We start from the raw sequence: 12,967 nt of genomic DNA, 5'->3' as shown, positions 1-12,967 counted from the left end.
CCATACCCACGGGGTGGGCGGTCACAGCCTGTTCAACCAATTAAAATAATTGGTATCAATAAACTTGGCACACTATTGAGTTCTCAAACAACAGACTGCTTCCGGCACCAACAGGCTCTGATCCAAGGGATCATCCGCTCTGCATCGCTCCGGAGCAACTTTTCAATCTTACCGCTCCAACCAGAGACTGTCAAAACGGCTGATTGTCGATCCGGCGAACCGGTTGAGGCTCAGGCCTCGTGACGCTCAGCTGTTCTCGTTGCCTCGATCAGCGCGGGTACTAACTCTAGCACGATTTTGGGGCGGGATAAACCGGCCCGAAACGATCACCGATTCCCCCGGAACCGCCCGCAGCAGCGGACGGTCCCAGGGGTCTTGCTCCGAGCTAGGAGGCGTGCGGCTTGAGGTAGAGCACGCCCAGCGGCGGGACCGTTAGCGTTGCAGAGGCGGGCTGTCCGTCGAAGCCGCCTTCCACCGCTTCAACAACCCCCATGTTGCCTACACCGGAGCCGCCGAACTCAGCGGCATCAGTATTGAGCGCTTCCACCCATTCGCCGGCCCACGGGAGCCCGATGCGGAAGTTCTCGTGCGGGGTGCCGGCAAAGTTCGCGATGCACACCAGCGGGTTTCCCTGGTGGTCGTAGCGGATGAAGGACAGCGCATTGTGGGCGCCGTCGTTCTCATTGATCCACTGGAACCCGGCCGGCTCGTTGTCACGGTCAAAGAGAGCCGGTGTGTTCTGGTAGATCTCATTGAGCTGGCGGACCAGCAGCTGCACGCCCTTATGCTGCGGGGTGTCGGTCAGGAACCAGTCCAGTCCGTACTGCTCCGACCATTCCGCCTCCTGGGCAAACTCAGTGCCCATGAAGATGAGCTGCTTACCCGGATGTGCCCACTGGAAGGCAAGGTAGGCGCGGAGGTTGGCCAGCTGCTGCCACCGGTCCCCCGGCATCTTCCGCAGGAGGGATCCCTTGCCGTGCACAACTTCGTCGTGGCTGATCGGCAGCAGGAAGTTCTCCGTGTAGGCGTAGACCAGGGAGAACGTCAGCTTGGCGTGGTGGTACATCCGGTTGATGGGATCCTCAGCCATGTACTCGAGGGTGTCGTGCATCCACCCCATGTTCCACTTCAGCCCGAACCCCAGGCCTCCGCTGCTGGTGGGCTGCGTTACCCCCGGGAAGGCAGTGGACTCCTCGGCAATCATCACGATGCCGGGTACCCTCCGGTATGCCGTGGCATTGACTTCCTGGAGGAAGGAAATCGCTTCAAGGTTTTCCCGGCCACCGAAGGCATTGGGACGCCACTGGTCTGCAGGCCGCGAGTAGTCCAGATACAGCATGGATGCCACTGCATCGACGCGCAGGCCGTCGATATGGAACTCTTCGAGCCAGTAAATGGCGTTGGCAACGAGGAAGTTGCGGACTTCCCGGCGGCCGTAGTCGAAGATCAGGGTGCCCCAGTCAGGCTGCTCGCCGCGGAGCGGATCTCCGTGTTCGTAGAGCGTCTGCCCGTCAAACTTGGCCAGCGCCCACTCGTCCTTGGGGAAGTGCCCGGGGACCCAGTCCAGAATGACGCCGATGCCGGCCTGATGCAGCTTGTCCACCAGGTAGCGGAAATCGTCCGGGTGCCCGAACCTTGCGGTGGGAGCGAAGTAGGACGTGATCTGGTAGCCCCAGGATCCGCCGAAGGGGTGCTCTGCCACGGGCATGAACTCCACGTGCGTGAATCCCTGCCACTTGACGTACTCGGCCAGCTGGTCGGCCAGCTGGCGGTAATCCAGGCCGAGACGCCAGGACCCAAGGTGTACTTCATAGACGCTCATCGGCGCGTTGTGCGGATCTCGGGCAGCGCGTGCTTCCATCCATTCGGAATCGGAGAACGCGTACGTCGACTCCACCACCCGGGAACCCGTCAGCGGCGGAACCTCCGTTGCCTGGGCCATGGGATCCGCCTTTTCGCGCCACACACCGTCGCCGCCGAGGATCTCGAACTTGTACCTGGCACCGGGCTGAACGCCGGGAATGAACAATTCCCAGACACCCGAGCTGCCGAGGGAACGCATCGCGTTGACCCGGCCGTCCCAGGCGTTGAAGTCGCCAATAACCCGAACCATCTGGGCGTTGGGTGCCCAGACGGCAAAGCTCACTCCGTCGATGTCCCCCAGAACGGACTTGTAGTGATGCACGTTGGCGCCCAGTACTGTCCAGAGATTCTCGTGCCGGCCTTCACCAATGAGGTGCAGGTCAATCTCTCCCAGCGACGGAAGGAACCGGTAGGGGTCATCGAAAAGCTGCGGGGCAAGTCCCGCATAGGTCACTTCCAGACGGTAGTCCGGAACCTGCCCGGGACGTGCGGCGGGCAGCGTGCCCACCCAAATGCCGTTGTGCTCGTGCCGGAGCTCGATTCGCCCCTCCGACGTCACCGCCGTCACGGTTTCAGCCAGCGGGCGGAGGGTCCGGATGGTCACGAGCCCCTGATCATCCAGATGGGCGCCAAGTACTGCGTGCGGCTGGTAGTAGCGGCCTTCGGACACGGCCTGCAGGATGTCATCGGAAACAGGCAGCGGATTGCGGTGTGCCGGCACGGGGGCAGTCGCCTCTGCAGGGACGACGGCGTCGGCAGGCTCAGCTGAAAGAGCCGCTTCGGGGGATGCGGCTGCATCGGGAACGGCTGGCAGGGCAGGCTCCGATACGGACTTCTTCGCCGCACGGTCCGGCTGGGGCATCTTATTCACTGAGTTCTCTTCCTGGCTGCTCGTCCCGGGACCCTGCTGGCGGGCCTGTTCCAAAATCTGCCGTACGGCAGCCACAGGCACGCGGATCCAATTGGGGCGGTTGCGGATTTCATAGACGACTTCGTATAGGGCCTTGTCGAGCCACAGGGCCAGATACAGCGGGTCGCTGCGGTTGATCTGCGTTCCGGTTTCTTTTTCATATCCGCGCAGGAAAGCTTCGGAGGCATTTGCTGCCCAACGTGCGGCTTCGAGGCCGCGGCGCTGCTGGTCGCGGGAACTGGTGCCGGCACCGTCCGTGTCATCTGCGGCCTCAACGAGCGCAACGCCGGCGGCGTAGTCAATGGACCGGAGCATGCCCACCACGTCCCGCAGCGGGGCGTCCGGAACACTGCGCTGGGCGGCCGGCCGCAGCGGCTCGCCTTCAAAGTCGAGAACGAGCCAGCCGTGGCTGCCCGACTTCAGTACCTGGCCCAGGTGGTAATCCGCGTGGATCCGCTGGAGGTTGGGGAGTTCCTGGAGGTTCGCAATCTGCTGGAGGAGGTGTTCCAGGGGTTCGTCGTACTCCCCCACGTAGCTCCGGGCTTCCTTCCAGGCCCAGCGGATGCGGTTTTCCAGGGACTCAAGGAATTCGGCGCGCTCGGCCGGGCTGGGCGGCTGGCTCCCAAAAGCCTCCGCCAGCTGCCGGTGGATGCGGCCGGTGACCGCACCGAGCTCTTCAGCTTCGGCGGTGAAATCAGCGTTGCTGACGGCCGCGGCGGAGGCGGGCCGCCACGCATCTTCGCTGTTCGGAATGAACTCGCGCAGGACGCTGAGGTGCCCCGTGACCCAGGTGTCGCCGTCGTCCGCCAGCGGATCCTTCCAGCTTCCGGTCACCCAGCCCAGCGTCGCCGGAACATCAGAGGAGCCTGCTGCGGTGAGGGCCGCGCTGACCTGCACATCCGGGCTCTCACCTGCGGCCAGCACACGGTAGAACTTGACGATCAGCTGGGTGGGTTCGGAGCGCACCACCACCGATGTGTTGGACTGTTCGCCCTTGAGGAGCTTCGCGGGGGCCTTGCCCTCAAAGGGCGGCCACTCGTCGAATCCGTCCAGTGCGACGCCGTGCGTGTGTCCGTCCAGGGAGGAGGACTGGGTACGCATCATCTCCAGCCAGGCAGTCACAAACAACGGATCTGCGGCGGCGTCATACAGCCAGCGCTCTCCCAGCTCCGCGTGTTCCACGCGTCCCAGCAGGAACTCTTCCAGTTCCGGCACCGGCGCACCGTAGGAACTGACGGGCACGTTGATGACATCGGTCCGCTGGCCGGAGCTCACCGCAATCAGGTGCACCTCCAGATCGGCAGACCCGGAAGCATCCTCCAGGCGGATTCCCCCGACCCGGTCGAGGACGATTTCACGTCCCTTCGCGGGGAACCAGCGCTGCTGCGGAAGCCACGCGGTCAGGAGTTCCGGAAGGGACGGCGTCAGCTGGGTCATTTCTTCAGGGCCTCCGAGATGGGAATGAGGGGAATTGCCTCGGTCTGGGGTGAGGACATGTTGGACTTGGGTGAACGCAGCCGCAGCCAGTAGAAATCGTGGCTGCCCAGTGTCAGGGTCACGGAGCCGTCAGCGCCGAAAGCCGGGAACGGCGTTCCGCCAAAGGCATCACGCAAACCGCGGCCGGCGAATTCCGGCAGGCTGACCGTGGCGGAAACCGGGTGCTGGGACAGGTTGAAGATGCAGAACATCACCTCTCCCACCTCACCCTCGGGATTGTCCGCCGGGAGCTCCCGCAGGAACGCGAGTACTGACTCTGCTTCCGTGGGGACGTTCCGGTAGGAACCCAGCCCAAAGGCGGGATGGGCGCGCCGGACCATGATCATCTGCCGGATCCAGTGCAGGAGCGAGCTGGAGCTGGCCAGCTGCGCCTCCACATTCACGTGGTTGTAGTGGTACACCAGCGACTGGACGACCGGCAGATACAGTTTTCCGGGGTCGGCCGTGGAGAAGCCTGCGTTTCGGTCCGGGTTCCACTGCATGGGGGTACGCGACGAGTCACGGTCCTCAAGCCAGATGTTGTCCCCCATGCCGATCTCGTCCCCGTAGTACAGAAACGGACTGCCGGGCAGGGAGAGCAGGAGTGCATGGATCAGTTCCACTTCGGAGCGGGAGTTGTCCAGCAGCGGAGAGAGCCGCCTGCGGATACCGATGTTGGCCCGCATGCGGGAATCCGGTGCATACCAGCCGAGCATGGCCTGGCGCTCTTCGTTGGTCACCATTTCCAGCGTCAGCTCGTCATGGTTGCGCAGGAAGGTTCCCCACTGGGCCCCGGCCGGAATGTCCGGCGTCTCTTCCATGGTCTGCACGATGGGTGCGGCCTTCTGGTCGCGCAGCGCGTAGAACAGCCGGGGCATGATCGGGAAGTGGAATGCCATGTGGCACTCCGGACCGGTTTCATCACCGAAGTACTCCACGACTTCGTGCGGCATCTGGTTGGCCTCGGCAACGATCACGCGGCCGGGGTAGTTCTCATCAACCATGGTGCGCAGGTCCTTGAGGAACCGGTGCGTCGCCGGGAGGTTCTCGCAGTTGGTGCCGTCCTCCTCGAAGAGGTACGGAATTGCATCGGCACGGAATCCGTCGATGCCCTGGTCCAGCCAGAACCGGACCACGTCAAAAATTGCCTCGACAACTTTGGGGTTCTCAAAGTTGAGGTCCGGCTGGTGGCTGAAGAAGCGGTGCCAGTAGAACTGGCGCCGGACCGGGTCGAACGCCCAGTTGGACTCCTCGGTGTCCACAAAGATGATTCGGGCGTCCTCATACTTCTCGTCGGTGTCTGACCAGACGTAGAAGTCACCGTAAGGGCCGTCGGGATCGTTGCGGGATTCTTCGAACCACGGATGCTTGTCCGAGGTGTGGTTCACCGGCAGGTCGATGATCACGCGCAGTCCGCGGGCGTGGGCTTCGGCCACCAGGCGCTTGAAGTCGCTGATCGTGCCGAACTCGTCCAGGACGTCGTAGTAGTCGGAGATGTCGTATCCGCCGTCGCGCAGCGGGGACTTGAAGAACGGGGGGAGCCACAGGCAGTCGATGCCCAGCCACTGCAGATAATCGAGTTTGTCGATCAGGCCGCCGAAGTCACCCGAGCCGTCTCCGTTGGCATCTGCGAACCCGCGCACGAGGACTTCATAAAACACAGCCTTGCGGTACCAATGGGGATCGTTGGTGAGACCGGGAGCATGCAGCTGAAACTGGTTGGGCACTAGGAGTTCCTCCGAACTGACAAGATGTGTGCAGGCTCAAAATGGGCGTCCAGACGGACATAGTTGTTGGCTCCCCAGCGCCAGCTGTTGCCGCTGATGAGGTCGTCGACCCAGAAGGTTCCGTCTTCGTTGAAGTCCTGCGGGTTCAGCTCCAGGGCATCCAGATCAAGGGACACGCTGCACTCGCGGGCACTGTGCGGGTCTGTGTTCACCACGATGATGAGCGTGTCCTTGCTGGACGGGTCTCCCGGACGGACCTGCTTGTGCTTGGAATACACCACGGTTGCCTCGTCAGTGCTGGAGTGCACGGTCAGGTTCTGCAGGTCGCCAAGGGCCGGGTGGAAGCGGCGGATCTGGTTGAGCCGGGTGATGTAGGGGGCCAGGCTGCGGCCCTCTGCCTCGGCAGTCGCAAAATCGCGCTGCTTGTACTCGAATTTCTCGTTGTCGATGTATTCCTCGGCGCCGGGACGGGCCACGTGCTCGTACAGTTCGTATCCGGCATAGAGCCCCCAGAGCGGGCTGGCGGTGGAGGCCAGCACGGCGCGGATCTTGAAGGCGCCCGGGCCGCCGTACTGGAGGAACTCGGTGAGGATGTCCGGGGTGTTCACAAAGAAGTTCGGCCGGAAGAAGGCTGCCGTCTGCGACGAAACTTCGGTGAAGTACTCTTCCAGCTCCTTGCGGCTGTTCCGCCAGGTGAAGTAGGTGTAGGACTGCTGGAAGCCCGCCATGCCCAGGGCGTGCATCATGGGCGGGCGAGTGAACGCCTCGGCCAGGAAAATCACGTCCGGGTGCTTCTCATTGACGGTTTTGATCAGCCATTCCCAAAACATCAGGGGCTTGGTGTGCGGGTTGTCCACCCGGAAAATCTTCACGCCGTGGCCGATCCACATCAGCACAATCCGCAGGATCTCTTCGGAGAGCCCCGTGAAGTCATTGTCGAAGTTCAGGGGGTAGATGTCCTGGTACTTCTTCGGCGGGTTTTCGGCATAGGCAATCGAACCGTCCACCCGGGTGGTGAACCACTCCGGATGGCTGGTGACCCAGGGGTGGTCCGGTGATGCCTGCAGGGCCAGGTCAATGGCAACTTCCAGGTTCAGGTTCCTGGCGGTGTCCACAAAGGCATCGAAGTCTTCGAAGGTGCCCAGATCAGGGTGGATGGCGTCATGGCCGCCTTCTGAAGAACCGATGGCCCAGGGAGAGCCCGGGTCTCCGGGGCCGGCCACGAGGGTGTTGTTGGGTCCCTTCCGGTGGCTGGTGCCGATCGGATGGACCGGGGGAAGGTAAATGACGTCAAAACCCATACCGGCCACACGTTCCAGGCTGAGGGCCGCGGTGCGGAAGGTGCCGGAGGTCCATTCGCGGGTTGCGGGGTCCTGCACGGCGCCTTCGGAGCGGGGGAAGAACTCGTACCAGGAGCCGCGGCCGGCCAGCTCGCGCTCGACGTTCAGCGGGTAACGGGGGCTGCTTGTCACCAGATCACGGATGGGATCACGTTCCAATACCGCGAGCACTGCATCCGACGCACTGGCGGCCAGACGCTCTGCAGCCGGCAGTCCGGTGTCCGCGAGCGCATCGGCAACGGCGCCGAACACGGCGGCGTCATCACCATCGCGGTTCTCTGCAGCGTGGCGGAACAGGGCAGCCCCTTCGGCCAGCATCAGTTCAACGTCCACATTGGCGTTGATCTTTACTTCAGCATTGTGGTGCCAGGTGGAGTACAGATCCGCCCAGCCCTCAACGGCGAAGCTCCACGTCCCGGTGGCTTCGGGCCGGATCAGCCCTTTCCAGCGGTCCAGGCCGATTCCCACGGGGTGCATGCGGACACGCTGCACCTCCATCCCTTCGGGGTCATAGAGGACCGCGCTGACTCCCACGAGGTCGTGTCCCTCACGGAAGACGGTAGCTCCAACTACCAGGTCTTCCCCGGGAATTGCTTTGGCCGGGATGCGGCCACATTCCACAACTGGGGTCACATTGATGATGGGAATCCGGCCGAACCGGAGTTCCTCAGCGGGCAGGACATTAGATGGCTTCGCACTGGAACTGGTCACACACTAGACGTTAGCGATAATCCGAGCAGAATGCTAAGGCAACGTACTTTTAGGTGTTTTCACGCACGCCGCACTGCGTATTGCAGGCAATTGCAGGGAGTTCCGGCGTCCGGCCGGGATGGGCCGTAATTTGAAGGGTTCTTTCGCTCCACCATGCCATTTCGGCCCCCCTTTGCGCTAGCGTAACCGGGGTGAAGGCTATTCGAAGGTTTACTGTCCGAACCGTCCTCCCCGACAGCATCGCTCCCCTGAGCAAGCTGGCCTCGAACCTGCGGTGGTCCTGGCATGAGCCGACCACCCGCCTCTTCGCGGACCTGGATCCCGCTGCCTGGCATGCCAGCGGCCAGGACCCGGTCAAGTTCCTCGGCTCAGTGAGCCGCAGCAGCTTGGAGCGGATGGCGCAGGACGGCGGCCTGGTGCAGCGGATTCAGGATCTGGGTGCAGATCTGGACGCGTACCTGGAGGAGCCTCGCTGGTACCAGTCCCTTGGTGAGGACGCGCCGAGTGCAGTGGCCTACTTCTCCCCCGAGTACGGCATCAGCGCCGTCCTGCCGCAGTATTCCGGTGGTTTGGGCATCCTTGCCGGTGACCATCTCAAGTCCGCCTCTGACCTGGGTGTTCCGCTGATTGCAGTGGGACTGCTGTACCAGGCCGGCTACTTCAAGCAGGCACTGTCCCGGGACGGCTGGCAGCTGGAGACCTATCCGGTGCTGGACCCCAACGGACTGCCGCTCACGCTGCTCCGGGAAGAGGACGGCACCCCCGCCCGCATCAGCCTGCCGTTGCCCAACAACCGCCGGCTTTTGGCGCAGATCTGGCGCGCCGACGTCGGCCGCGTTCCCCTTCTGCTGCTGGATTCTGATGTTGTGGGCAACGACGACGCCGCCCGCGGCATCACCGACCGGCTGTACGGCGGCGGCGGCGACCACCGGTTGCAGCAGGAACTGCTGCTGGGTATGGGCGGGGTTAAGGCGCTGCGTGTCTACGAACGCCTCTCCGGCACCGCAGCTCCCGAAGTCTTCCACACCAATGAAGGCCACGCCGGGTTCCTGGGCATTGAGCGCATCCGGGAGCTGATGGACAACGGCATGGGCTGGGAGGAAGCGCTGACGGCCACCCGTGCCGGAACCGTCTTCACCACCCACACTCCCGTACCGGCGGGCATCGACCGCTTTGATCAGTCGCAGATCCGCCATTTCTTCAGTGCCGGACTGGCGCAGTCAGTTCCGACGGACAAGGTGCTGGGACTGGGTGCTGAAAGCTATGAGGGCGGAGACCCTTCCAAATTCAACATGGCAGTCATGGGGCTTCGGCTGGCCCAGCGCGCCAACGGCGTGGCCAAGCTGCACGGGGCAGTGTCCCGTGAGATGTTTTCCGGGCTCTGGCCCGGTTTCGATGTCTCCGAAGTTCCGATCACCTCGGTAACCAACGGCGTGCATGTCCCCACCTGGGTCGATCCGGAGCTGACCAAGCTGGCTCGGGAGAAGTTCGGCGTCGAAACCGTCCACGACCGGGACTGGAGCCGCGCGTACGAAATCAGCGACAAGGACCTGTGGGACCTGCGCCGGCGCCTTCGGTCCAACCTGGTCCAGGACGTCCGCCGGCGGGTGCGTGCCGCGTGGCGCAACCGCGGCGCCACGGACGCCGAGCTGGCCTGGACCGAGCAGGTGCTGGATCCGGACATCCTCACCATCGGGTTTGCCCGCCGGGTCCCCACCTATAAGCGCCTGACCCTGATGCTTCGGGATCCCGCGCGGCTCAAGGCCCTCCTGCTGCATCCCACGCACCCCCTGCAGGTTGTGGTGGCCGGCAAGTCACACCCGGCAGATGAACAGGGCAAGCGCATGATCCAGGACCTCGTCCGGTTTACCGACGATCCGGAGGTCCGCCACCGGATTGTGTTCCTGCCCAACTACGACATCGCCATGGCCCGGACCCTGTTTCCGGGCTGCGATGTGTGGCTGAACAATCCGCTGCGTCCGTTGGAAGCCTCCGGAACCTCGGGCATGAAATCCGCGATTAACGGCGGGCTCAATCTCTCCATCCTCGACGGCTGGTGGGACGAGATGTACGACGGCGACAATGGCTGGGCCATTCCCTCCGCCAACCCGACAAAGGGAGCGCACACGCGGGAGGTTTACAGTCCGGATCAGCGCGATGACTTGGAGGCGTCAGCGCTGTACGACCTCCTGGAGAGCTCCGTAACCCCGATGTTCTACGGCAAGGAGCCTCCGGCCGAAGCCGGTGCGGCCGGCCCTTCCGACCCGCCGTCCGACGCCCTGCCCGCTGAGTGGCTGGAAATGGTCAAGCACACCCTGGCTGATTTGGGGCCGGCGGTCTCCGCCAACCGCATGCTGCGCGATTACGTCAACGGCTTGTACCGCCCGGCAGGACAGTCGTGGCGGGCCGCGTCCGCGGACGGCTACGCGGCGGCCAAGGAGCTGGCTGCGTGGATCACCCGGGTGCGTGACGGCTGGTCCGGCGTTTCAGTGGAGCATGTGGACTCGATCGGCATCAGCGACGACCCCCAAATTGGTGACCGGCTAACCGTTCAGGCCTATGTGTCGCTGGGATCCCTGCGGCCGGAAGACGTCAGCGTGGAAGTTGCCTACGGCAAGGCGCTGGAAAATGACCAGTTGGCCGACCCGCGGACCGCGGAGCTGGACCACGTCCAAGACCTCGGATCCGGCCGGCACCAGTTCTCCGGCACGATCGGCATTGAACAGGCCGGCCCCTTTGGTTACACCGTCCGGGTGCTTCCCGTTCACTCGGGGCTGGCATCCAAGGCAGAGCTGGGGCTGGTGGTCAACGCCTAGGCGCGGTACAGGCTGACCGAGTTCGCCGGCAGGAGGTCCCGCTCGCCGCCGCGCAGCTTGGCGCCGGTGTCACCGTCTTTCCGGGCTGATGTACTCAGCATCAGCTCGTAGGCATGGTTCTCATCCCGAACCGCTCCTGAGCCGGCCAGGGCCTGTGCATCGGGCAGCGTTATGCAGGTGTCCTGCTGCGAGCCGTTCAGGACCAGCAGGCCCCTCAGCTCACCGGTTTGGGAACCCACCAGGAGTTGGACCACCCGGCAGGCGGGATCCTGCCACTTATCCTGCGCCATGGGCTGGCCCTGCGCATCAAACCAGAGGAGCGAGGCTTCCCTGGCATCGGCCGGAAACCGATACGGCTGTGAGGCCAGGAATTCGCGGCGAAGGTGAAGCAGTCTCCGGGTGGTTGACAGCATGCGCCGGCCGGCCTCGTCCAGGTCCCAGTGCAGCCACGTCAAGGGGCCGTCCTGGCAGTAGGCGTTGTTGTTGCCCTGCTGGGTGCGGCCAAATTCATCCCCCGCCGTCAGCATGGGAACGCCCAGGGACATCAGCAGGGTGGCCATAATGTTGCGTGCAGTCTGCTCCCGGCGGGACCCTACCTCTTCATCCGGGGTTGGGCCTTCCACTCCGTGGTTATAGCTGCGGTTTTCATTGCTGCCGTCCCGGTTCTCTTCCCCGTTGGCCTCATTGTGCTTCTGCTCGTAGGAGGTGAGGTCCGCAAGGGTGAAGCCGTCATGCGCAGTGACCATGTTGACGGAGGCCAGGGAGGTTCGCCCGGACCCGGCAAAAAGATCCGCGGATCCTGCCAGCGACCCGGCAATCATCGCCAGCGGTCCGCCGGCCCCGCCGGCAGCCAGCGATGCCTGGCCGCGCAGCCAGAAGTCCCTGGTGGTATCCCGGAACCTGTCATTCCAATCGGCCCAGCCGGGCGGGAAGTTCCCGGTCTGCCAACCGTCGTGCCCGATGTCCCAGGGCTCGGCGATGAGCTTGACGCCGTGGAGCACGGGGTCGGCGGCCACCGCCACCAGGAAAGGATGCCGGCGGTCGTAGCGGCCGTCTCCGCCCCGGCACAGGGCGGGAGCAAGATCAAACCGGAAACCGTCCACCCGGTATTCCTGGACCCAGTAGCGCAGCGAGTCCAAGGCCATCTGGATGACGCGTGGTTCACTGAAGTCCAGGGTGTTGCCGCAGCCGGTGGTGTCCAGATAACTGCCTTCTCCGTCGTGGCGGTAGTACTGGTTGTCGCCGAGTCCGCGCCAGCTCAGTGCCGGCTGATCCTTGGTACCTTCGGCAGTGTGGTTGTACACGACGTCCAGGATCACTTCGAGGCCGGCTTCGTGCAGGGAACGGACCATCGATTTGAACTCGTCCTGCACCGCCTTTGCACCGGCAGCCCGGGCGGACGCAGTGGCGTACGCGGTGTGCGGGGCAAAGAAGCCCAGCGTGTTGTAACCCCAGTAGTTGGTCAGGCCCAGGCGGCGCAGGTGCGCTTCATCGGTGTGGAAATGCACGGGCAGCAGTTCCACGGCGGTGATGCCAAGATTGCTGAGGTAATCCACCATGACCGGATGGGCCATGCCGGCATACGTTCCGCGCAGTTCTTCGGGGATGTCCGGGTGGAGCATTGTCTGCCCGCGGACGTGCGCCTCGTAAATAACGGTGTCTCGCCACGGCGTGTGCGGTTGGCGCGAATCGCCCCAGTCAAAGGACTGGTCAACATATTCGGAAAAGAACAGCGGGATGTCCCCCGGACGCGGGACTTCGTCAATTCCACGACCGTAGGGGTCCAGCAGGAGCTGGAAGGTACCCGGCTCTCCTGGAAGCGGCCGGTCTGACGGCCAGAAACCGTACCGGCTGCCGTAAGCCAGGCCGCTGACGCGTCCGTGGTGGATCCCGGCCACGGACTCCCCCAGTGGCGCTGAGGACCACTGGCCCGGCGCCGTCTCAAAATAGACGTCGACGCCGGTCAGGCCCGGTGCGTAGACAGAGACGTTGACGGTTCCCGGCACCTCATCAACGCCGGGAACTGAGTTCCTTACGCCAAGGGGAAAGGGCCGGGAAACCCGCCGCGCGGCGGCTTGGCCCTGCTGAATGCTGGTCAAGTCTGCCATGCTGCCTCTCGGATTA

General features: G+C 63.8%; 5 protein-coding genes. 1 reads left to right on the top strand and 4 read right to left on the bottom strand.

Annotated features, from left to right (window positions below; translation table 11 throughout):
• Positions 1 to 385: 385 nt before the first annotated feature.
• Genes glgB through ACIQXM_RS17020 form a run of 3 tightly spaced genes read right to left on the bottom strand, consistent with a single transcriptional unit; the run spans position 386 to position 8,027 of the window.
• Positions 386 to 4,210, bottom strand: a complete 3,825-nt coding sequence (gene glgB, locus ACIQXM_RS17030; RefSeq protein WP_400933595.1) for a 1,4-alpha-glucan branching protein GlgB — start codon at positions 4,208 to 4,210, stop codon at positions 386 to 388.
• A complete protein-coding gene (gene treS / locus ACIQXM_RS17025) occupies positions 4,207 to 5,976 on the bottom strand; it encodes a maltose alpha-D-glucosyltransferase (protein WP_400933593.1) in 1,770 nt (589 codons plus the stop codon). The genes glgB and treS overlap by 4 nt, the downstream gene beginning before the upstream one ends.
• Positions 5,976 to 8,027, bottom strand: a complete 2,052-nt coding sequence (locus tag ACIQXM_RS17020) for an alpha-1,4-glucan--maltose-1-phosphate maltosyltransferase (RefSeq protein ID WP_400933591.1) — start codon at positions 8,025 to 8,027, stop codon at positions 5,976 to 5,978. Before ACIQXM_RS17020 ends, treS begins: the two co-directional genes overlap by 1 nt.
• 191 nt (positions 8,028 to 8,218) lie before the next feature.
• On the opposite strand from ACIQXM_RS17020, the gene glgP reads away from it, so the two are divergent.
• Positions 8,219 to 10,843 (top strand): alpha-glucan family phosphorylase, encoded by a 2,625-nt coding sequence (gene glgP, locus ACIQXM_RS17015; protein WP_400933589.1) that lies wholly within the window; start codon positions 8,219 to 8,221, stop codon positions 10,841 to 10,843.
• On the opposite strand, the gene glgX is transcribed toward glgP, so the two are convergent.
• Positions 10,840 to 12,951 carry a glycogen debranching protein GlgX gene (gene glgX, locus ACIQXM_RS17010; RefSeq protein ID WP_400933587.1) on the bottom strand — a complete coding sequence of 704 codons (2,112 nt, stop codon included), beginning with the start codon at positions 12,949 to 12,951 and terminating at the stop codon, positions 10,840 to 10,842. The two genes, glgP and glgX, sit on opposite strands and share 4 nt — an antisense overlap.
• Between the last annotated feature and the right edge of the window lie 16 nt (positions 12,952 to 12,967).

Source organism: Arthrobacter sp. NPDC097144 (assembly GCF_044762205.1).
Lineage (GTDB): Bacteria > Actinomycetota > Actinomycetes > Actinomycetales > Micrococcaceae > Arthrobacter_B.
Note: the sequence above shows the minus strand (reverse complement) of the source record. Positions and strands in the feature narration are given on the sequence as shown.

Coding starts and splice junctions, on each gene's coding strand:
- glgX (WP_400933587.1), bottom strand. CDS start 12,951: ATGGCAGACTTGACCAGCATTCAGCAGGGCCAAGCCGCCGCGCGGCGG.
- glgB (WP_400933595.1), bottom strand. CDS start 4,210: ATGACCCAGCTGACGCCGTCCCTTCCGGAACTCCTGACCGCGTGGCTT.